Raw genomic sequence first — 19,901 nt, 5'->3', positions numbered from 1 at the left:
GCTTCATGGCGTGAAAAAGTGCTCGGGGAACGGGATATCGAGCTCAGCGTCGTTCATGTCAACAGTTTCGATCAGGCTGACAGCCGCGCACGGCCCGTGCCGGGGGTCGTAGATCATCACCGCGATGCGATGCAATTCGAGGAAATCCATCCGTACCCACCCGTGTCTATGCCACGCGTAGCGAATCACTTGGCGGTGACCGTCAACCGCCCACGAGCACAGCGTGACGCGGTAGCTCTCGAGGGCCCGGAATCGCGCTTCCGCATGGGCAAGCGGATCGGCCACCACGACGTCACCCGCAACCAGCGCGATCAGCCACTCTGGCATGCGCCCGCCAGCAGCGAACGGCTTGTCGTGAGCTGCTCCGATGTTTCATGTCGCACCTTCCGCTGCGCGGATTGCCGAAACCCAATCTGGCACAGCGGAGGGGCAGGATCAAGGTTGGCGCGTCGCCGTCGTACACCGGCTCAAGAATCGGCGAGCGGGTTCATTACCTTCATCTCGTCAATGCGCCCATTAACAGTTCGATCCTGTCCGGCCTGTCGTCCACCGCGAACGATCAGGCCCGGGTAGACGCCGTGCGATGCGGCTGGATCACCTGCAGCAGCTGGCCGAACACTTTGGGCGTGCCGGCAACGACGTTGCCGGTTTCCATGTACGCCGCTTCGCCTGCGAGGTCGCTGACGAGTCCGCCGGCTTCCTGGATCATCAACACGCCGGCCGCCATGTCCCAGGGCTGCAGGCCCATTTCCCAGAAACCGTCGAGCCGTCCGCACGCGACGTAAGAGAGATCGAGCGCCGCGGCACCGGGGCGGCGGATGCCGGCGGTCTTCTGCGTCAGGTCCTTGAACATTCCCAGGTACGCGTCGATGTTGTCGAATTCGCGATACGGGAAGCCGGTGCCGATGAGTGCGTCGTTCAGCCGCGTGCGCTTGGAAACGCGGATGCGGCGATCGTTGAGGAAAGCGCCGCGACCTTTCGTCGCAGTGAAAAGCTCGTTGCGCGTCGGGTCATAGACGACCGCCTGCTCAAGCACTCCGTTCTTCGCCAGCGCGATCGAGATTGCGTACTGCGGAAAGCCGTGGATGAAGTTCGTCGTGCCGTCGAGCGGATCGATGATCCACTGGTATTCGCTGTTCGCGGACTCGGCAGACTCTCCGGACTCCTCTGCTAGAATGCCGTGCTCCGGGTAGGCGTCACGCAGCACTTCGATGATGGCCGCTTCGGCGGCCTGGTCCACTTCGGTGACGAAATCGTTCGGCGACTTGGTCTGGACGGTCAGGATGTCCAGCTGCATCGAGGCCCGGTTGATGACGGTACCCGCACGGCGGGCGGCTTTCACTGCAATGGTCAGGGTGGGATGCATGCGCGTCGGTCTCGCTTGCGAAGGTTGCCCGGAAGGGGCCTCCGCTTAAGAAAATTCGAAAAAACACAAGATTTTAATATGAACGGCGCCATCGCGCTTGACCGTATCCGTATCGTGCTTTCACGCACGAGCCATCCCGGTAATATCGGCGCCGCCGCGCGTGCGATGAAGACGATGGGGCTCTCCCGTCTGTATCTGGTCGCGCCGTCTGCGTTCCCGGATCCCGTCGCCGATGCGCGCGCCTCCGGAGCGACCGACGTGCTCGAGAGCGCCTGCGTCGTCGATTCGCTCGACGAGGCGCTGCACGGCACGATCCTGTCGGCGGCGATCACCGCGCGGCGGCGCGAGCGGTCGGTGCCGGTTCGCAGCGCGCGCGAAGCGGCGCCCGAACTCGTCGCGTTTGCCGAAAAGGGCGACGTGGCCTTGGTGTTCGGCACCGAGATGAGCGGCCTGACGAATGATGAAGTCGAACGCTGCTCGATGCCGGTGTCGATCCCGGCGAATCCGGCGTTTTCGTCGCTGAATCTCGGCGCTGCGGTGCAACTGCTGTGCTACGAACTGCGAATGGCAGCGCTGTCGCCGACCCCGCCTGCCGAGCCATTGCCCGATCTCGCGACCTTCGAGGAAATCGAGGGCTTTCACCGTCATCTCGAGCGTGCGATGACCGCCAGCGGCTTCTACGATCCGGCCAATCCCAAGCGCTTGCTGCAGCGCCTCAGGCGCCTGTTCGGGCGCGTACGGCTCGAAAAAGAGGAAGTGAATATCCTCCGCGGCATCGTGGGTGCACTCGAACGCAAACCCGACTAAACTAGTCGGGAATTCACTACTGCAACGAAGTTTCCTGGAGTAAATCACCCATGTTCAGCCGCCTGCGCGAAGACTTGGCCAGCGTTCGCGAACGCGACCCCGCCGCCCGCTCCACTTGGGAAGTGCTGACCTGTTATCCCGGCGTGCATGCGCTCATGTTCCACCGCCTCGCGCACGCGGCGTGGACCCGCGAGCTGTTCTGGATCGGCCGTTTCGTCAGTCACATCTCGCGCTTCCTGACCGGCATCGAGATCCATCCCGGGGCGACGATAGGCCGACGCGTGTTCATCGACCACGGCATGGGCGTGGTTATCGGCGAGACCGCCGAAGTCGGTGACGATTGCACGATCTATCAGGCGGTCACGCTCGGCGGGACCTCGCTGTATCGCGGCACCAAGCGCCACCCGACGCTCGGCAACGGCGTCGTCGTCGGCGCCGGCGCGAAAGTGCTCGGCGGCTTCACCGTCGGTGATGGCGCACGCATCGGCTCCAATGCCGTCGTCGTCAAGCCGGTGCCGGCCGGAAGGACGGCGGTCGGCAATCCTGCCCGCGTCATCGATCCGGAACGCACCGATGCGCGTGACAAGGCGCGCGAGCAGAAGGCCGAGCAGATGGGCTTCTCGGCATATGGCGTCACCAAGCAGATGGACGACCCGATCGCGAAGGCGATGCACGGCCTGCTGGATCACGCGGTCGAAACCGATCGTCGTATTCAGCTACTCGTCGAACAGCTCGAAAAGGCCGGTGTGAGGCTGGATTCGACGATCGAGCAGAGCGACGAATTCGATGCCCAGCGCCTCTCGAAAATGGTTGATTGAACGCGCCGCGATCCGCTCCCGGAGTAGTTGACCGATTTTGTCGGGTTACGTATAGTCGAGTGAAACGTTCGGGTATTTACCCGGGCGGCAATCTCCGCCATGCGAGGAGCTAACATGAGACTCACCACCAAGGGACGATTCGCGGTAACCGCCATGATCGATCTGGCATCGCGCCAGACCGAAGGCCCGGTGACGCTGGCGGGCATCGCCGAGCGTCAGAAGATTTCGTTGTCCTACCTCGAACAGCTGTTCGGAAAACTGCGTCGCCACAAGCTGGTGTCCAGCGTGCGCGGCCCCGGCGGCGGTTACCGGCTTGCGCGTGACATGAGCCGGATCACCGTCGCGGACGTCATCGTCGCGGTCGATGAGCCGCTCGACGCCACCCAGTGCGGCGGCAGGCAGAATTGCCACGACGAACAACGTTGCCTGACCCACGACCTGTGGGCGAACCTGAACAAGCGGATGTACGAGTACCTCGATTCGGTCACGCTCGCTGCGCTGGTGATGCGCGAAGTCAAGGCCGAATCGGAGACGAGTGTGCTGAAGGACGTGCGGCGGCGCGCGATGATCTCGGTGCGCGAAGTGGCGGCTGCGTAAACCGAAAGCGGAAGCATCAGCCATGTTCGCCCCCGTCTACCTCGACTGGAACGCCACCACGCCGCTCGATCCTGTCGTGCGCGCGGCAATGCTGCCGTGGCTCGACGCCCGTTTCGGCAATGCGTCCAGCCGGCACGAGTACGGGCGGCAGGCGAGGGCGGCGATCGACGAGGCGCGCGCTCGGGTCGCGGCGGCAGTCGGTGCGCACCCGACCGAAGTGATTTTCACGAGTTGCGGCTCCGAAGCGAACAACCTCTTCATCAAGGGCGCGGCAGCACTGATGAAGCCGGGACTCGTGGCCGTCGGGGCGATCGAGCATCCCTGCGTGCGGGAGCCGGCAAGGCAGCTGCGGCGCGGCGGCTGGACGCTGCGCGAAATCGCCGTCGATACCGCGGGGCGAATCGATGGCGACGACTGGAAAGCGGTGCTCGATGCGAAGCCGTCGCTGGTTTCGGTGATGCTGGCGAACAACGAGACCGGCGTGCTGCAGGATGTCGCTGCCTTGGCGCACGATGCAAGAACGGCCGGGACGTGGTTTCATAGCGATGCGGTGCAGGGGCTCGGGAAGATCCCCGTCGATTTTCGTGCGCTCGGTGTGCACGCGATGACGCTCTCCGCGCACAAGATCGGGGGTCCTCTCGGCGCCGGTGCATTGGTGATCGACAAGCGACTCGAGCTGGCGCCGCAGATCGCCGGAGGCGGTCAGGAGCGCGGCCTGCGCTCCGGGACCGAGAACGTGGCGGCGATCGTCGGTTTCGGCGTCGCATGCGAACATGCGACGGCACGGCTCGAAAGCGAAGCAGGGCGCCTGGCGGGATTGCGAGATCGGCTGGAAGCCGGCCTCGTGGCGCACGGCATGAGAATTTTCTCGGCCGGGGCGCCGCGCCTGCCGAACACGACGTTTTTCGCTGCCGACGGTTTCGATGGCGAAACGCTTGTCGCGAAGCTCGACCGCGCGGGTTTCGCGTGCGCGAGCGGATCGGCCTGCTCGAGCGCCAACCCCGAGCCGTCGCATACGTTGCTCGCGATGGGCGTCGAACGCGACGCCGCGCGGGGTGCGGTGCGCGTCAGCCTCGGCCGCGACACGACCCTGACAGACGTCGAAGGCTTCCTCGCAACCTTCGAACGCCTGACGAACGAATTGAATAACCTGACCGCAATGGCGGTCCAATCTTGAACGCAGATCGACGGAGGAACCCGATGCTCAAGTTTCCGATTTACCTGGACTACTCCGCCACGACGCCGGTCGATCCGCGCGTGGCACAGGCAATGATCCCGTGGCTTACCGAGCATTTCGGCAACCCGGCCAGTCGCTCCCACGCTTATGGATGGGAAGCCGAGAAGGCCGTCGAAGACGCGCGCGAGCAGGTGGCCCGGCTGGTCAATGCCGATGCCAAGGAAATCGTGTGGACTTCGGGCGCAACCGAGTCGAACAACCTCGCGATCAAGGGAGCGGCGCAGTTCTACAAGGGCAAGGGCAAGCACATCATCACGCTCAAGACCGAGCACAAGGCAGTGCTCGACACGTTCCGCGAACTCGAGCGCCAGGGCTTCGAAGCGACCTATCTCGACGTGCAGGAGAACGGCCTCGTCGACCTGTCGGTTCTGAAAGATGCGATCCGGGCCGATACCGTGCTGGTGTCGATAATGTTCGTCAATAACGAGATCGGCGTGGTCCAGCCGATTGCCGAAATCGGCGAGATCTGCCGCGAAAAAGGCATCGTCTTCCACGTCGATGCGGCGCAAGCGACGGGCAAGGTCGATATCGACCTGTCGAAGCTGAAAGTGGACCTGATGTCGTTCTCGGCACACAAGACCTACGGCCCGAAAGGCATCGGCGCGCTGTACGTCCGGCGCAAGCCGCGCGCACGTCTCGAAGCGCAGATGCACGGCGGCGGCCACGAGCGCGGGCTGCGTTCCGGCACGCTCGCGACGCACCAGATCGTCGGCATGGGCGAAGCTTTCCGCATCGCGCGCGAGGAAATGAAGGTCGAGAACGAACGCATCCGCGCGCTGCGCGACCGTCTGATGAAAGGCCTGCAGGACATCGACGCGACCTACATCAACGGCGACGTCGAGCACCGCGTGCCGCACAATCTGAATATCTCTTTCGCGTACGTCGAAGGCGAATCGCTGATCATGGCGATCAAGGACGTTGCGGTGTCGAGCGGTTCGGCCTGTACGTCAGCGAGTCTCGAACCGTCCTATGTGCTGCGCGCGCTGGGCCGCAACGACGAGCTCGCACACAGCTCGATCCGGTTTACGATCGGGCGCTTCACCACCGAAGAAGAAGTCGACTACACGATCGACCTGCTGCACAAGAAGATCGGCAAGCTGCGCGAACTGTCACCGCTGTGGGAAATGGTGCAGGACGGCGTCGATCTGGACAGCGTGCAATGGGCTGCACACTGAACGAAATCCCCCCAGGAGAAGACAACATGGCATATAGCGAAAAAGTGTTGGATCACTACGAGAATCCTCGCAACGTCGGCGCTTTCGGCAAGGAAGACGAAGGGGTCGGCACCGGCATGGTCGGCGCACCCGCGTGCGGCGACGTCATGAAACTGCAGATCAAGGTCGGCAAGGACGGGGTCATCGAGGACGCGAAATTCAAGACTTACGGTTGCGGTTCCGCGATCGCCTCGAGCTCGCTGGTGACCGAATGGGTCAAGGGCAAGACCGTCGATCAGGCACTGGAGATCAAGAACACCCAGATTGCCGAGGAACTTGCGCTGCCGCCGGTCAAGATCCATTGCTCGATCCTTGCGGAAGATGCGATCAAGGCGGCAGTGGCGGACTACAAGAAGAAGCAAGGCTGATTTCGGGAGACTGAACGATGAGCGTCACACTGAGCACCAACGCGGCCAAGCACGTGTCGGAATTCATGGCCAAGCGCGGCAAGGGTGTCGGCATCCGCCTTGGGGTCAAGACCTCGGGCTGTTCGGGCATGGCCTACCGGCTCGAGTTCGTCGATGACATGCATGACGAGGACCTGATCTTCGAAAGTCATGGCGTCAAGGTCATCGTCGACCCGCAAAGCCTCGCCTACCTGGACGGCACCGAACTCGATTTCGTCCGCGAAGGGCTGAACGAGGGCTTCAAGTTCAACAACCCGAACGTCAAGGACGCTTGCGGTTGCGGCGAAAGCTTCAACGTCTGAACTCCGAGCAAAGCCCATGAGCATCGACCTGCAACAGGATTTCTTCGCCCTTTTCGGCCTGCCGCGGCGTTTTCGCGTTGACGAAGCGGCGCTGGAGATGGCTTATCACGATCTGCAGGGGCAGGTCCATCCCGACCGTTTCGCGCACCTGCCGGACGTGGAGAAACGCCTGTCGATGCAGTGGGCGACACGGGTGAATGAAGGTTTTCGGACACTGCGCAAGCCGCTTCCACGCGCGCAATACATGCTCGAGCTCGCTGGCGTAGACGCCGGGCTGCACACCAACACCGCTATGTCCTCCGCGTTTCTGATGGAACAGATGGAGTGGCGCGAAGCGGTGGAGGAGGCGCGCGCAGCCGGCGAAGGGCACGAGCTCACGCAGTTGCATCACCGGCTGCGGCATCACGCGCGGGAAGTGTTCGACGAACTCGAACGCACCATCGACGAGCGCCATGACTTCGCGGCGGCTGCCGAAATCGTCCGCCGGCTGATGTTCATGGAAAAAATCCAACACGAGATCGACGACGCCCTCGAGGCGCTGGAGACCTGATGGCCCTTCTGCAAATCGCTGAACCCGGCCAGTCCGCCGAGCCGCACAAGCACCGGCTCGCGGTTGGGATAGACCTGGGTACCACCAATTCTCTCGTTGCGACTGTCCGCAACGGCATCGCCGTGTGTCTCGCCGATGAGGCGGGCCGCTCGATGCTGCCGTCGATCGTGCGCTACCACGCCGATGGACGGATCGAAGTCGGCCAGACAGCGGCCGCTGCCCACACCACCGACCCGAAGAACACGATCATGTCGGTGAAGCGCTTCATGGGGCGCGGCCTGAAAGACGTTTCACACGTTGAATCGACGCCCTACGACTTCATCGACGCCGGCGGCATGGTGCGGTTGCGCACCGTGCAGGGCGTGAAGACGCCGGTCGAGATTTCAGCCGAAATCCTGAAGACGCTCGGCGCCCGCGCCGAAGCGAGCCTGGGCGGTCCGCTGACCGGCGCGGTCATCACCGTCCCGGCATATTTCGACGATGCCCAGCGACAGGCGACGAAGGACGCGGCGAAGCTCGCCGGACTGAACGTGCTGCGCCTCCTCAACGAGCCGACGGCAGCTGCGGTCGCGTACGGGCTCGACAATGCGTCCGAGGGCGTCTATGCGATTTACGACCTGGGCGGCGGCACGTTCGACCTGTCGATCCTGAAGCTGTCGCGCGGCATTTTCGAAGTGCTGGCGACCAACGGCGACGCCGCGCTCGGCGGCGACGACTTCGATCACCGCCTGTTCTGCTGGATTCTCGACAAGGCCGCGATCGAACCGCCGACGAGCGATGACTCCCGCCGTCTGCTGATGAAAGCGCGCGAAGCGAAGGAACTCCTGACCGCCAGCGAGGAAGCTCCGATCCGGGCCAGGCTGTCGTCGGACGAGGAAGTCAATCTGGTCGTCACTCGCGAAGAGTTCGCGACGATGACGCAGCACCTGATCGCCAAGACCATGGCGCCGATGCGCAAGGTCTTGCGCGACGCGGGCCTCGGGCCGGAGGACGTGAAGGGCGTCGTGATGGTCGGCGGGGCGACGCGGATGCCGCACGTGCAGCGCGCGGTCGCGGAGTTTTTCGGACAGGAACCGCTGACGAACCTCGATCCGGACAAGGTGGTCGCGCTCGGCGCGGCAATCCAGGCGAACGTGCTTGCAGGCAACCGCAAGGACGAGGACGAGTGGCTGCTGCTCGACGTGATTCCGCTATCACTGGGCCTGGAGACGATGGGCGGGCTGACCGAAAAAGTCGTGCCGCGCAACTCGACGCTCCCGATTGCCCGTGCGCAGGAGTTCACGACGTTCAAGGATGGGCAGACTGCGATGGCTTTCCATGTCGTGCAGGGCGAGCGCGAGATGGTCAAGGATTGCCGTTCGCTGGCACGTTTCGAACTGCGGGGCATTCCGCCGATGGTGGCAGGCGCCGCGCGCATCCGCGTCGCGTTCCAGGTCGACGCCGACGGGCTGCTGTCGGTGTCGGCGCGCGAAATGTCGTCCGGAGTCGAGGCGAGCGTCCTGGTGAAACCTTCGTACGGACTGACCGACGACGAGATCGCGAGCATGCTGAAAGAAGGCGTCGAGCACGTCGGCGACGACATGCATGCTCGAGCCCTGCGCGAACAGCAGGTCGAGGCCGAACGGGTCATCGAGGCGACCACCCACGCGCTGGAGCAGGACGGTGCGCTCCTCAACGCCGACGAGCGCGCGTCCATCGAGGTCGCGATCGCCGAACTGAAGCAGCTCGCAGCGGGCGACGACCCCCGCATTGTGAAGAAGGGCATCGAGGCACTCGCCCGTGCCACCGATGAATTCGCCGCCCGACGGATGGACAACAGCATCCGTTCGGCGCTGGCGGGCCACAAGGTTGATGAGATCCAGGTATGACCCAGATCATCGTGCTACCCCACGTCGAACTCTGTCCCGAGGGCAGCGTCATCGAGGCCGAGCCCGGCAAATCGATCTGCACAAGCCTGCTGGAGCACGGCATCGAGATCGAACACGCGTGCGAACAATCCTGTGCCTGTACGACCTGCCACGTCATCGTCCGCGAAGGCTTCGACAGCTTGCCCGAGGCCGAGGAAACCGAGGAAGACCTACTGGACATGGCATGGGGACTCGAGCCACAGTCGCGCCTGTCCTGTCAGGCACTCGTTGGCGAGACGCCCTTGGTGATCGAGATTCCCCGCTACACGATCAACATGGCCCGGGAGGGCAAACACTGATGAAGTGGACCGAAGTGCAGGAGATCGCGATCCAGCTCTCCGAACGCCATCCCGAAACGGATCCGGCTAAAGTGAATTTCGTGGACCTGATGAAGTGGACGATGGCGCTCCCGGAATTCGACGACGACCCCAAGCATTGTGGCGAGCGCGTCCTCGAAGCGATCCAGCAGGCCTGGATAGACGAGGTTGCCTGAAATGAGCGTCCCGGCAAACGTGTTCGATTTCGAAACCAGGCGGCTCAACGGGGCGCCGATGCCGCTCGCGGAATTTCGCGGCAAAGTGCTGCTGCTCGTCAATACCGCGAGCGAATGCGGCTTCACGCCGCAGTACGAGGCACTGCAGGAACTGCACGACAGGTTCGCACCGCGCGGTTTTTCGGTGATCGGTTTTCCGTGCAACCAGTTCGGCGGGCAGGAGCCGGGCGGGGCTGAAGAAATCGCTGCGTTCTGCGCGAAGAACTACGGCGTCAGCTTCCCGCTCAGCGAAAAGATCGACGTAAACGGCGACAATGCGCATCCACTGTACCGGCATCTCACGTCGGTCGCGCCCGGCATTCTCGGCACCGAAGCGATCAAGTGGAACTTCACCAAGTTCCTGGTCGATCGCGATGGTCAGGTCGTCGCGCGTTTCGCCCCGGCGACGAAACCGGAAAGCATCGCACGCGATATCGAAGCGCTGCTGTAGTTTGCGCGTGGGGCTCCGTTCCCGCGCCCTGAGCTGCTGCCCCGCTGCCTCCCGAAACCAGCCGGGTTGACAGGGAGCTAACGACGCGAGTCAGCAGTCAGTAAAGGCCGTTGCCGGAAGGATCTGCGGTTTCGTTCAGCGCCAGCCAGTACGTGACGATCTGCCCGACCGCGTGGATGAAACGCTCGAAATCGACGGGCTTGCGGATGTAGCTGTTCGCACCGAGCCGGTAGGCTTCGTGGATGTCCTGCCTTTCACGCGAGGTAGTGAGGATGACCACCGGCAACAAGCCCGTGTGTTCGTCCGCCCGCATCCGGCGCAGCACTTCGAGGCCGTCCATGCGGGGCAGTTTCAGGTCGAGCAGCACCACGACCGGCATCAGCGAAAGGTCGCGGCCCTGGTAGCTGCCGGTACCGAACAGATAGTCGATCGCTTCGACCCCGTCGTGCGCGACGACAACGGGATTCCGGATGCTGTTCTTGCTGAAGGCCCGCAACATCAGGGCTTCATCATCCGGGTTGTCTTCAACGAGCAGGATCGGACGTTCGGCGGGCATTTTTCACTCCGGTAATTCGTCGGCGCGCAGCACGAAAACCATGTCGTCGCCTCCCTGGGCCGAAAGCCAGACCGGCGAAAGGTCGGGGAACGCTTCTTCGACGAGATACCGGTTGTGGCCGACTTCGACCGCCAGCATGCCCCCTGGATTGAGGTGCGCTTTCGCGCCTGCAAGCAGGCGGCGGACGATGTCCAGCCCGTCCTCGCCGGCCGCAAGGGCCATGCGCGGCTCGTGCAGGTATTCGGGCGGCAGCGTCGCCATCGCGTCTGCCGTGACGTACGGCGGATTGCTGATGATGAGATCGAACCTCCGCCCGGCAAGCCCGGCGAACACGTCGCTTTTCAGCAGTTCGACGCGGTCGTCGAGATCGTAATCCGACACGTTCGCGCGCGCGACCTGCAGTGCCTCGTCGGAAAGATCGGCGCCGACGATCTGCGCATTCGGGAACGCATGCGCCATCAGGATCGCGAGGCAGCCCGAGCCCGTGCACAAGTCCAGCGCCGAAGTGACTCTTTCGGCATCGTCGATCCACGGCGCGAAACCGTCCTCGAGCAGTTCGGCGAAAAACGAGCGGGGAACGATTACGCGCTCGTCGACCTGGAAACGGAAGTCGCCCAGCCAGGCTTCCCCTGTGATGTATGCAGCCGGCACGCGCTCCGCGGCGCGGCGCTCGATGACTGCGAACAGCGATTCCCGCTCGCCGGTCGTGATGCAGGCGTCGAGGAACGGCTCGAGCCGGTCGAGCGGCAGCGACAGCGTGTGCAGCAGCAGCCACACGGCTTCGTCGTAGGCGTCCCCGCAGCCATGGCCGAAGAACAGGCCGGCGCCATTGAAGCGAGTGACCGCGTAGCGCAGCCAGTCGCGCAGCGTGACCAGTTCGCCGAGGGGGCCATGTTCGTGCTCATGCTCGTGTTCGGAATCGTCGTGGAGGTCGGACATCTTCAGTCTCCGTTGGGCAGCAGCAACGCGTTCAGCGTGCGCTCGTAGATGGCGGAAAGGGGTTCGATCGCGTCGAGGGCGACGCTTTCATTGACCTTGTGGATGGTTGCATTGACCGGGCCGAACTCGACGACCTCGTTGCAGATGTCGGCAATGAATCGCCCGTCGGACGTGCCGCCGCTCGTCGACAGTTCGGTTTCGACCCCGACCGTGTCGCGGATCGCGTCGGACAGCGCCTCGACGAGCTTGCCGCGGCCGGTCAGGAATGGTTTTCCCGACAGGTGCCAGTCCAGTTCATAGTCGAGTCCATGGCGGTCGAGCACGACATGGGTGCGCTGCCTGAGCTCGTCGGCGCTGCTGACCGAGGCGAAGCGGAAATTGAACAGCACTTCGCACGTGCCGGGGATGACGTTGTTCGCGCCGGTGCCGGCGTGAATGTTCGACACTTGCCAGGTCGTCGGCGGAAAGAACTCGTTGCCTTCGTCCCAGCGGATGCTCGCCAGTTCGGCGAGCGCCGGAGCGAACTCGTGGATCGGATTGCGCGCGAGCTGCGGATAGGCGACGTGCCCTTGCACGCCCTTGACCCGCAGCGTGCCCGACAGCGAGCCGCGTCGCCCGTTCTTGATCGTGTCACCGAGCGTATTGACTGAAGTCGGCTCGCCGACGACGCAATAGTCGAGACGTTCTCCGCGCCCCGCGAGCGCTTCGACGACCTTCACCGTGCCGTGCGTCGCGATGCCTTCCTCGTCGGACGTCAGGAGCAACGCGATCGACCCGACATGATCCGGATGTGTCGCGACGAAGCGTTCGATCGCCGTGACGAAAGCGGCGATCGAAGTCTTCATGTCCGCGGCGCCGCGACCGAACAGCTGACCACCGCGGACCGTCGGCTCGAACGGCGGCGAATCCCAGCCGTCGAGCGGGCCAGCCGGCACGACGTCGGTATGCCCCGCAAAGCACAGCACCGGTGCAGTGCCGCCGCGCCGCGCCCACAGGTTGCAGACTCCACTGCTGTCGACACGCTCGAAGCGGAAGCCCAGCGGCGCCAGCCGGGCCGCGATCAGGTCGAGGCAGCCGCAATCGTCCGGAGTGACGGAAGAACGCGAGATGAGTTCGCAGGCGAGCGTGAAAGTGGCGCCGGATGAAGCATGAGTCATTGTTTTCGGTAATTCGTGGTGTCGTTCAAGGCTTCGCGCTGTCGTCGAGGTGCAGCGCGAAGTCACTGAAAGGCCGTTTTTCCGGCTCTTTTGGCGCGAAATCGAGTGTTGGCGAATCGTCGCTGCCGTCCTGCGCATCCGGCACGTTGCCGAACTGCGCATTGTTGATCAGCCACGAGAGGTTCGTCGGGGAGTCCGCGTTTGCGGTCGCTTCCTCGAACGTCACCGTGCCTTCGTGGTAGAGCCGGTACAGATCCTGCTCGAAGGTCTGCGACCCCGGCGCCAGGCTCTGCTGCATCGCTTCCTTGACCTCGTTGAGTTCGCCGCGCTCGATGAGTTCGGCGACGTGTCGCGTGTTCATCAGGATTTCGACCGCCGGAACGCGTACGCCATCGGGCTTGCGCACCAACCGCTGCGAGACGATGCATTTGAGCGCCACCGCCAGGTCGAGGAACAGCAGCGAGCGGTTTTCGAGCGGGAAGAAGTTCACGATGCGGTTGAGCGCATGGTAGGCGTTGTTCGCATGCAGCGTCGCGAGGCACAGATGGCCGGTCTGGGAATAGGCCAGCGCCGCCTGCATCGTCTCGCGGTCGCGGATTTCGCCGATCAGGATGCAGTCGGGCGCCTGACGCATCGCGTTGCGCAGCGCGTCGTGCCAGCTGTGGGTGTCGATGCCGACTTCGCGCTGGTTGACGATCGACTTGCGGTGCTTGAAGAGGTACTCGATCGGGTCCTCGACGGTGAGGATGTGGCCGGAACGGTTCAGGTTGCGGTGATCGATCATCGACGCGAGCGTCGTCGACTTGCCCGAGCCGGTCGCACCGACGACGAGCACCAGCCCGCGCTTCTCGGTGACGACTTCGGCGAGCACCGGGGGCAGGCCGAGCGAATCGAGCATCGGGATGTCGCCCTGGATGTAGCGCACGACAATGCCGATGCTGTGCCGCTGCCAGAACAGGTTGACGCGGAAGTTGCCCAGTTCGCGGCGACCGAACGAGAGATTGAGCTCCCTCACGCGTTCGAACGTGTCGATCTGCTCCGGCGTCATCATCTCGTAGATCATCCGCTTGATCATGGGCGGCTCCATGACCTGCTGGTTGATCGGCATCGTGACGCCCTGGATCTTGATATGGATCGGGGCGCCGGCCGAAATGAAAATATCGGATGCGAGTTTTTCCGCCATCAACTGGAACAGTTTGTCGAAAATCATCGCGGCGGGTCTCCGGAACGGAAAAGGGGAGGGCGGACAGCTGAACCAGCCGGACTGCCTGTCCGCCCGGCTCAGCGACAGCCTGATGTGCGGAGATCAGGCGCCGCGCAGCAGTTCGTTGATGCCGGTCTTGGCGCGCGTTTGCGCATCGACGCGCTTGACGATCACCGCGCAGTACAGGCTGTACTTGCCGTCGGCCGACGGCAGGCTGCCCGGCACGACGACGGCACCGGACGGGACGCGACCATAGGTGACCTCGCCGGTGGCCCGGTCGTAGATCTTGGTGCTCTGGCCGATATACACGCCCATCGACAGCACCGCGTTCTCTTCGATGATCACGCCTTCGACGACTTCGGAGCGTGCCCCGACGAACACGTTGTCCTCGATGATCACCGGTCCTGCCTGCACCGGTTCGAGCACGCCGCCGATGCCCACGCCGCCCGACAGATGCACGTTCTTGCCGATCTGTGCACACGAGCCGACCGTCGCCCAGGTGTCGACCATCGTGCCTTCATCGACGTAGGCGCCGATATTCACGTACGACGGCATCAGCACGACGTTCCGGCCGATGAAGCTGCCCCGACGCGCGACCGCCGGCGGCACGACGCGAAAGCCCCCTTCGCGGAACTGCTCCGGCGTGTAGTCGCCGAACTTTGTCGGCACCTTGTCGAAATACTGGTTCGTGCCGCCCGCCATGACTTCGTTGTCGGCAAGGCGGAACGAGATCAGCACGGCCTTCTTGATCCACTGGTTGACGGTCCAGTTGCCGTCGATCTTCTCGGCGACGCGCAGGCGCCCGGCGTCGAGTCCGGCGATGACCGATGCGACCGCGTCGCGCACGGCTGCCGGCGCCGCGGAAGGGGAGAGGTTCGCACGGTTCTCGAACGCATCGTCGATGATCTTTTGCAGGTCTTGCATGGGGAGTTTTCCGTTAGGGGAGAGATTGGCAGAAAGCGGCGATGCGCTCGGCCGCCTCGACGCATTCGGCAGTCGGGGCGACGAGGGCGATGCGCACGAAGCCGGCGCCCGGATTGACGCCGTTCGCCTCGCGTGCGAGGAAGCTGCCCGGCAGTACCGTGACATTATATTCACCCTGCAGGCGCCGGGCGAACTCGGTGTCCGGGATCGGCGTCTGCGCCCACAGGTAGAAACCGGCGTCGGGCCGTTCGACTTTCAGGTGACGCGCGACGAGCGCCGTGACGCGATCGAACTTCTCGCGGTACAGCCGGCGGTTGTCGACGACGTGCGCTTCATCGTTCCAGGCCGCGACCGAAGCGGCCTGCACGGCCGGATTCATCGCGCAGCCGTGGTAAGTGCGATAGCGCAGGAAAGCCTTCAGCACGGCGGCGTCGCCGGCGACGAACCCGGAACGCATGCCCGGCACATTCGAGCGTTTCGACAGGCTCGAGAACGTCACGAGATTGCGGAAGTCGCCGCGGCCGAGCTGGTGTGCGGCCTGCAGCGCGCCGACCGGTGGCGCGTTCTCGTCGAAATAGATCTCCGAATAGCACTCGTCTGCGGCGATCACGAAGCCGTGGCGGTCGGAAAGTTCGAACAGGCGCGCCCACTCCTGCAGCGACAGCACGCGTCCGGTCGGATTGCCCGGCGAGCAGACGAACGCCAGCTGGACGTCGCGCCACACCGATTCCGGCAGCGAATCGAAGTCCGAGCCAAAACGGTTTTCAGGCAGATTGTTGAGGAACACCGGTTCGGCGCCGGCCAGGAGCGCCGCGCCTTCATAGATCTGGTAGAACGGGTTCGGGCACAGCACTTTCGCTGCGCCGCCGCGGCTGTCGACGACGCACTGCGCGAACGCGAACAGCGCTTCGCGCGATCCATTGACCGGCAGCACCTGGGTCGCGACGTCGACCGCGGGCAGCCCGTAGCGCCGCTCGAGCCAGCCGGCGATCGCGCCTCGCAGCGCGTCGCTGCCCTGAGTCGCAGGATAGGCCGAGAGACCGTCGAGATTGTCGACCAGCGCCTGCGTGATGAAGGCCGGCGTCGCGTGCCGGGGCTCGCCGATCGACAGCCGGATCGTGTCCAGGCCGGCAGGCGGGGTGAGCCCTTCGAACAGCTTGCGCAATTTTTCGAAAGGGTAGGACTGCAGTCGGTCGAGGTTCGGATTCACGTCAATTGTGTCGGCATATTTCGGGACGTCGGCCGCGGGGGCCGTGGATCGGGGATGTTATCATGGCGCGCTTTCGACAGCCCTGAACCGACCGTTCACCCCCGTTCCGACGTGCGTCTTTCCAAGCTCAAACTCGCCGGTTTCAAGACCTTCGTCGACCCGACCACCGTCCTTACTCCCGGCAACCTCGTGGGGGTCGTCGGGCCGAACGGCTGCGGCAAGTCGAACATCATCGACGCGGTGCGCTGGGTGCTCGGCGAAACGCGCGCGAGCGCGCTGCGCGGCGAGTCGATGCAGGACGTGATCTTCAACGGCTCGACGACGAGAAAGCCGGTGTCACGGGCGAGCGTCGAGCTGGTGTTCGACAACGCCGAAGGGCGCGCAGCGGGCCAGTGGTCGCGCTATGCCGAAATCTCGGTCAAGCGCGTGCTCGACCGCAGCGGCGAATCGACGTATTACCTCAACAACGTCCATGTGCGCCGCAAGGATGTCATCGACCTGTTCCTCGGCACCGGGCTCGGGCCGCGCGCCTACGCGATCATCGAGCAGGGCATGATCTCGCGCATCATCGAGGCACGGCCCGAGGAGGTGCGCGGCTTTCTCGAAGAAGCGGCAGGCGTCACGAAATATCGTGAGCGGCGTCGCGAGACCGAAGGCCGGCTGTCCGACGCGCGCGACAACCTCGCCCGGCTCGACGACATCCGCATGGAGCTTGGCGAGCGCATCGGCCACCTCGACGCGCAGGCCGCGATCGCGGCCCGTTTCCGCGCGCTGAGCGCGGCGCATGCCGAGCGCCAGCAGCTGTTGTGGCTGCTCAAGCGCAACGATGCGCGCGGCGAGCAGGCGCGATTGCAGAGCAAGTTCAACCAGCTGTCGGCGAAGATGGAATCCGACAGTGCGCGCCTGCAGGAACTCGAAAACGCGGTCGAATCGGGCCGCGCTGCGCATTTTTCGGCATCCGAGGCGATGCACGCGGCACAGAGCGACCTCGTCGCGATTTCCGCCGAAGTCAGCCGCCTCGAAGCCGAGCTTCGGCACCTCGAGGACGCACGCAAGCGTATCGATGCCCGTCTCGTCCAGCTTGCGACCGACGAAGCACACTGGTGCGCGCGCAGTGAAGCGCTCGGCAGCGATCGCGAGCGCTGGAGCGCATTGCTGGACAACGCCGTGCTGCGTGCCGAGCAGGCCGAAGCGCGCCATGCCGAAGTCGCCGAGCGCTTGCCGGAAACCGAATCGGCACGCCAGGCGGCAGACGCGACCGTCGCGGCCGCACGCCGTGAACTCGGCCAGACCGAGCAGCAGCTGCGCGTCGGGGAGGCGAACCGGGCAAACACGATGCGTGCGCTCGACGCGCTCGCGCTGCGCCGGACGCGCCTCCTGGGCGACAGCGGCGCGATCGAGGGGCCGGACGAGGCGGCGCTCGCGCAGCAGGAAGCCCGGCTGGACACCGTGCGCGAGGAGCACGACGCCCGCCAGCAGGAACTCGCGCAGACGCAAGCACGCCTGCCTCAGGCACAGGCGGGGCTGAAGGCCGCACTGGACGACGAACGCCAGGTGCAGCGCCGGCTGACCGAACTGCGCGCGCGGCGCGACGCGCTGGTGCAACTGCAGGCGAAAGTGCAGTCGCAGGGGCAGCTCGGCGACTGGCTGAAGCGCCACCGCCTCGCCGAGCTGGCGCCGCTGTGGCGCGCGCTGCGCGTCGATGCAGGCTGGGAAACCGCTGTGGAGGCGATGCTGCGCGAACGGCTTGCGGCGCTCACCGGTGCCATCGATGACGCTACCCGGGCGATGTTCGACGAGACACCGCCGGCCGCGTTCGCAGTCGCGTTCCCGGACGGGGACGACGTGAAGCTCCCGCCGGTCGAACCTCCCTCCGGCGCGACTGCGCTGATCGACCGGGTGCACCTGCCGGAAGCGGCGCTGCGTCCCGCGCTCGCAGACTGGCTGCACGGCTGTTTTGCCGTCGATGCACTCGAACCGTGGCTCGGCCGGCGTGCCGAACTCGCTCCCGGCACCTGCCTCGTCGGTCCGCGCGGGCAGATCCTGACGCGCCACGCGCTCGTCCATTACGCTCCGGACAGCCGCACCCACGGCGTCATGGAACGCCAGCGCGAAATCGACACCCTCGCGGATCGCCAGCGCGAGCTGGAAGCCGAGGCGCAGCAGGCGCACGACGCGCTGCTCGAAGCCGAAGCGATCGCGGCAAACCTGCAGGAGCGCGACAACGCGCTGCGGCGCGAGCTGCAATCGATGCAGCAGCAGATCCACACCGAACAGGTCGCGCTGCTGAAGCTGACCCAGGCGCGCCAGCGCGCCGACGAGCGCCGCGCCCAGCTCACGCGCGATCTCGACGACCTTGTGCACCTCGAAGCCGGCGAGCGCAATCAGCTCGCGCGTGCCGAAACCGAACAGGCGCGTTCAGCCGAGCTGGCCGAACTGCAGCGCGAGCGGCTCGACGCCGCAATGGAAGTGCTTGCCGAGCGCGACAGCCTGCTGCGCGAGACGCGCGCGCTCGAGCAGGCGACGGCGCGGGAGCTGCAGGAAGCGCGCTTCTCCGAGCGCGAGTGCGCCGGCAAGCTCGATGACATCGCCCGCAACGCGGAACTTGCGAGCGAACAGCTCGACCGCATCGCCGCCGAGCTCGACGCCCGCCGACGTGAACTCGACGCGACCGACTGCAGCCACAGCCGCGAGGCGCTGCAGGAAGCGCTGACGCTGCGTCAGAGCCGCGAGACGGCGCTTTCGGCGCGGCGCGACGCGCTCGAACAGACCGCGTCCCTGCTCAAGCAGACCGAGGAGCTGCGCCTGCGAACCGAGCAGGAGGCGACCCCGGCGCGCGCCCGCATTGCCGAGTTGCGGCTGGGCGTCCAGGCGGCGGAGCTTGCCGCCGCGCAGTTCGACGAGCGCCTCGCTGAAGCGCAGGCGGACGAAGCGGCGCTGCAGCCGCTGCTTACCGGCGATGTGCGCGAGAACGGGCTGGTGCGTGAAGTGGCACGGCTCGCGCGCGAGATCGCCGAACTCGGACAGGTCAACCTTGCGGCCCTCGACGAGCTGCGCAGCGCACAGGAACGCAAAGGTTATCTCGACGCGCAGAACGAGGACCTGAGCCAGGCGATCGTCACTCTCGAGGACGCGATCCGCCGCATCGACCGCGAAACGCGCGAGCAGCTGCAGGACACCTACAATACCGTCACGCAGCATTTCGCCACGCTGTTCCCGCAGCTCTTCGGGGGCGGCCAGGCCCGGCTGGTGCTCACCGGCGACGAGATTCTCGACGCCGGCATCCAGATCGTCGCCCAGCCGCCGGGCAAGAAAAACACCTCGATACACCTGCTTTCGGGCGGCGAGAAAGCGCTGACGGCGATTGCGTTGGTATTCTCGATGTTTCAGCTCAACCCTGCGCCCTTCTGCATGCTTGACGAGGTCGACGCGCCGCTGGACGATACCAATACCGAACGTTACTGCGGGATGGTAAAACGCATGTCATCGCAAACGCAGTTCATTTTCATCAGCCACAGCAAGATCACGATGGAAATCGCGCAGCAGCTGGTCGGCGTGACGATGCAGGAACAGGGCGTTTCACGGGTCGTGGAAGTGGATATCGAAGAGGCGCTGCGCCTGGCCGAGCCGGCCGCAGCCTGACACACGAACGGGCGCTGCCGGCCTGCCCGCACCACCGGCGGCGACCGATTCTTTTTGTTTACAGGACAACTGGTGACGATT

The 19,901-nt window shown here is 64.7% G+C and carries 21 protein-coding genes; 13 read left to right on the top strand and 8 right to left on the bottom strand.

The features are described from left to right. Window positions 1–3 precede the first annotated feature (3 nt). Window positions 4–327, bottom strand: a complete 324-nt coding sequence (locus tag EBN1_RS18195) for a hypothetical protein (RefSeq protein WP_049780313.1) — start codon at window positions 325–327, stop codon at window positions 4–6. Between the two features lie 232 nt (window positions 328–559). Further along, window positions 560–1,366 carry an inositol monophosphatase family protein gene (locus tag EBN1_RS18190; RefSeq protein ID WP_011239445.1) on the bottom strand — a complete coding sequence of 269 codons (807 nt, stop codon included), beginning with the start codon at window positions 1,364–1,366 and terminating at the stop codon, window positions 560–562. A gap of 78 nt (window positions 1,367–1,444) precedes the next feature. On the opposite strand from EBN1_RS18190, the gene EBN1_RS18185 reads away from it, so the two are divergent. The 12 genes from EBN1_RS18185 (at window position 1,445) to EBN1_RS18130 (ending at window position 10,188) form a co-directional block, all read left to right on the top strand. Continuing rightward, window positions 1,445–2,173: an RNA methyltransferase gene (locus tag EBN1_RS18185; RefSeq protein ID WP_011239444.1), complete on the top strand. Its 729-nt coding sequence runs from the start codon at window positions 1,445–1,447 to the stop codon at window positions 2,171–2,173. A 50-nt stretch (window positions 2,174–2,223) separates the two neighbouring features. After that, window positions 2,224–2,991, top strand: a complete 768-nt coding sequence (gene cysE / locus EBN1_RS18180; protein ID WP_011239443.1) for a serine O-acetyltransferase — start codon at window positions 2,224–2,226, stop codon at window positions 2,989–2,991. Window positions 2,992–3,105: 114 nt separating this feature from the next. Then, on the top strand, window positions 3,106–3,588 hold the full coding sequence (gene iscR / locus EBN1_RS18175; RefSeq protein WP_011239442.1) for a Fe-S cluster assembly transcriptional regulator IscR: 483 nt from the start codon (window positions 3,106–3,108) through the stop codon (window positions 3,586–3,588). A 22-nt stretch (window positions 3,589–3,610) separates the two neighbouring features. After that, window positions 3,611–4,765: a cysteine desulfurase family protein gene (locus EBN1_RS18170; protein ID WP_011239441.1), complete on the top strand. Its 1,155-nt coding sequence runs from the start codon at window positions 3,611–3,613 to the stop codon at window positions 4,763–4,765. Between the two features lie 23 nt (window positions 4,766–4,788). Further along, complete coding sequence (locus tag EBN1_RS18165) at window positions 4,789–6,000, top strand: IscS subfamily cysteine desulfurase (RefSeq protein WP_011239440.1); 1,212 nt, start codon at window positions 4,789–4,791, stop codon at window positions 5,998–6,000. 26 nt (window positions 6,001–6,026) lie between these two features. After that, the gene (gene iscU, locus EBN1_RS18160) at window positions 6,027–6,407 is read left to right on the top strand and encodes a Fe-S cluster assembly scaffold IscU (protein WP_011239439.1); all 381 of its coding nucleotides are present in this window, start codon (window positions 6,027–6,029) and stop codon (window positions 6,405–6,407) included. Between the two features lie 17 nt (window positions 6,408–6,424). Next, window positions 6,425–6,748 (top strand): iron-sulfur cluster assembly protein IscA, encoded by a 324-nt coding sequence (gene iscA / locus EBN1_RS18155; protein ID WP_011239438.1) that lies wholly within the window; start codon window positions 6,425–6,427, stop codon window positions 6,746–6,748. A 16-nt stretch (window positions 6,749–6,764) separates the two neighbouring features. Further along, complete coding sequence (hscB, locus tag EBN1_RS18150) at window positions 6,765–7,298, top strand: Fe-S protein assembly co-chaperone HscB (RefSeq protein WP_011239437.1); 534 nt, start codon at window positions 6,765–6,767, stop codon at window positions 7,296–7,298. Beyond that, the gene (gene hscA, locus EBN1_RS18145) at window positions 7,298–9,166 is read left to right on the top strand and encodes a Fe-S protein assembly chaperone HscA (protein WP_011239436.1); all 1,869 of its coding nucleotides are present in this window, start codon (window positions 7,298–7,300) and stop codon (window positions 9,164–9,166) included. The genes hscB and hscA overlap by 1 nt, the downstream gene beginning before the upstream one ends. Next, complete coding sequence (fdx, locus tag EBN1_RS18140) at window positions 9,163–9,504, top strand: ISC system 2Fe-2S type ferredoxin (RefSeq protein ID WP_011239435.1); 342 nt, start codon at window positions 9,163–9,165, stop codon at window positions 9,502–9,504. The genes hscA and fdx overlap by 4 nt, the downstream gene beginning before the upstream one ends. Continuing rightward, complete coding sequence (gene iscX, locus EBN1_RS18135; protein ID WP_011239434.1) at window positions 9,504–9,698, top strand: Fe-S cluster assembly protein IscX; 195 nt, start codon at window positions 9,504–9,506, stop codon at window positions 9,696–9,698. The genes fdx and iscX overlap by 1 nt, the downstream gene beginning before the upstream one ends. A gap of 1 nt (window position 9,699) precedes the next feature. Next, window positions 9,700–10,188 (top strand): glutathione peroxidase, encoded by a 489-nt coding sequence (locus tag EBN1_RS18130; RefSeq protein WP_011239433.1) that lies wholly within the window; start codon window positions 9,700–9,702, stop codon window positions 10,186–10,188. 97 nt (window positions 10,189–10,285) lie between these two features. Here the strand turns inward: EBN1_RS18130 and EBN1_RS18125 are convergent, their stop codons facing one another. From EBN1_RS18125 to dapC, 6 genes are all read right to left on the bottom strand, one after another. Further along, on the bottom strand, window positions 10,286–10,744 hold the full coding sequence (locus EBN1_RS18125; protein WP_011239432.1) for a response regulator: 459 nt from the start codon (window positions 10,742–10,744) through the stop codon (window positions 10,286–10,288). A gap of 3 nt (window positions 10,745–10,747) precedes the next feature. Continuing rightward, window positions 10,748–11,683: a 50S ribosomal protein L3 N(5)-glutamine methyltransferase gene (gene prmB / locus EBN1_RS18120; protein ID WP_011239431.1), complete on the bottom strand. Its 936-nt coding sequence runs from the start codon at window positions 11,681–11,683 to the stop codon at window positions 10,748–10,750. 2 nt (window positions 11,684–11,685) lie between these two features. Beyond that, window positions 11,686–12,840, bottom strand: coding sequence for a succinyl-diaminopimelate desuccinylase (gene dapE / locus EBN1_RS18115; RefSeq protein WP_011239430.1), 1,155 nt, complete (start codon window positions 12,838–12,840; stop codon window positions 11,686–11,688). A 25-nt stretch (window positions 12,841–12,865) separates the two neighbouring features. Then, entirely contained in the window at window positions 12,866–14,050 is a 1,185-nt protein-coding gene (locus EBN1_RS18110; protein WP_011239429.1) for a PilT/PilU family type 4a pilus ATPase, read from the bottom strand. Between the two features lie 96 nt (window positions 14,051–14,146). Then, entirely contained in the window at window positions 14,147–14,968 is an 822-nt protein-coding gene (dapD, locus tag EBN1_RS18105; RefSeq protein ID WP_011239428.1) for a 2,3,4,5-tetrahydropyridine-2,6-dicarboxylate N-succinyltransferase, read from the bottom strand. Between the two features lie 13 nt (window positions 14,969–14,981). After that, window positions 14,982–16,178 (bottom strand): succinyldiaminopimelate transaminase, encoded by a 1,197-nt coding sequence (gene dapC / locus EBN1_RS18100; RefSeq protein WP_011239427.1) that lies wholly within the window; start codon window positions 16,176–16,178, stop codon window positions 14,982–14,984. A gap of 54 nt (window positions 16,179–16,232) precedes the next feature. Between dapC and smc the strand changes: the two genes are divergently transcribed. Further along, entirely contained in the window at window positions 16,233–19,820 is a 3,588-nt protein-coding gene (gene smc, locus EBN1_RS18095; RefSeq protein ID WP_041646574.1) for a chromosome segregation protein SMC, read from the top strand. Window positions 19,821–19,901 lie beyond the last annotated feature (81 nt).

Source organism: Aromatoleum aromaticum EbN1 (genome assembly GCF_000025965.1).
GTDB lineage: Bacteria > Pseudomonadota > Gammaproteobacteria > Burkholderiales > Rhodocyclaceae > Aromatoleum > Aromatoleum aromaticum.
This window is presented reverse-complemented; position numbering and strand designations above follow the sequence as displayed.

Excerpts from the sequence above, each read along its gene's own strand:
- smc (WP_041646574.1), top strand. The coding sequence starts at position 16,233 with ATGTTATCATGGCGCGCTTTCGACAGCCCTGAACCGACCGTTCACCCC.
- hscB (WP_011239437.1), top strand. The coding sequence starts at position 6,765 with ATGAGCATCGACCTGCAACAGGATTTCTTCGCCCTTTTCGGCCTGCCG.
- iscX (WP_011239434.1), top strand. The coding sequence starts at position 9,504 with ATGAAGTGGACCGAAGTGCAGGAGATCGCGATCCAGCTCTCCGAACGC.
- EBN1_RS18170 (WP_011239441.1), top strand. The coding sequence starts at position 3,611 with ATGTTCGCCCCCGTCTACCTCGACTGGAACGCCACCACGCCGCTCGAT.
- EBN1_RS18185 (WP_011239444.1), top strand. The coding sequence starts at position 1,445 with ATGAACGGCGCCATCGCGCTTGACCGTATCCGTATCGTGCTTTCACGC.
- fdx (WP_011239435.1), top strand. The coding sequence starts at position 9,163 with ATGACCCAGATCATCGTGCTACCCCACGTCGAACTCTGTCCCGAGGGC.
- EBN1_RS18125 (WP_011239432.1), bottom strand. The coding sequence starts at position 10,744 with ATGCCCGCCGAACGTCCGATCCTGCTCGTTGAAGACAACCCGGATGAT.
- EBN1_RS18165 (WP_011239440.1), top strand. The coding sequence starts at position 4,789 with ATGCTCAAGTTTCCGATTTACCTGGACTACTCCGCCACGACGCCGGTC.
- EBN1_RS18190 (WP_011239445.1), bottom strand. The coding sequence starts at position 1,366 with ATGCATCCCACCCTGACCATTGCAGTGAAAGCCGCCCGCCGTGCGGGT.
- iscR (WP_011239442.1), top strand. The coding sequence starts at position 3,106 with ATGAGACTCACCACCAAGGGACGATTCGCGGTAACCGCCATGATCGAT.
- EBN1_RS18195 (WP_049780313.1), bottom strand. The coding sequence starts at position 327 with ATGCCAGAGTGGCTGATCGCGCTGGTTGCGGGTGACGTCGTGGTGGCC.
- hscA (WP_011239436.1), top strand. The coding sequence starts at position 7,298 with ATGGCCCTTCTGCAAATCGCTGAACCCGGCCAGTCCGCCGAGCCGCAC.
- dapE (WP_011239430.1), bottom strand. The coding sequence starts at position 12,840 with ATGACTCATGCTTCATCCGGCGCCACTTTCACGCTCGCCTGCGAACTC.
- iscU (WP_011239439.1), top strand. The coding sequence starts at position 6,027 with ATGGCATATAGCGAAAAAGTGTTGGATCACTACGAGAATCCTCGCAAC.
- cysE (WP_011239443.1), top strand. The coding sequence starts at position 2,224 with ATGTTCAGCCGCCTGCGCGAAGACTTGGCCAGCGTTCGCGAACGCGAC.
- iscA (WP_011239438.1), top strand. The coding sequence starts at position 6,425 with ATGAGCGTCACACTGAGCACCAACGCGGCCAAGCACGTGTCGGAATTC.
- dapD (WP_011239428.1), bottom strand. The coding sequence starts at position 14,968 with ATGCAAGACCTGCAAAAGATCATCGACGATGCGTTCGAGAACCGTGCG.
- EBN1_RS18130 (WP_011239433.1), top strand. The coding sequence starts at position 9,700 with ATGAGCGTCCCGGCAAACGTGTTCGATTTCGAAACCAGGCGGCTCAAC.
- prmB (WP_011239431.1), bottom strand. The coding sequence starts at position 11,683 with ATGTCCGACCTCCACGACGATTCCGAACACGAGCATGAGCACGAACAT.
- EBN1_RS18110 (WP_011239429.1), bottom strand. The coding sequence starts at position 14,050 with ATGATTTTCGACAAACTGTTCCAGTTGATGGCGGAAAAACTCGCATCC.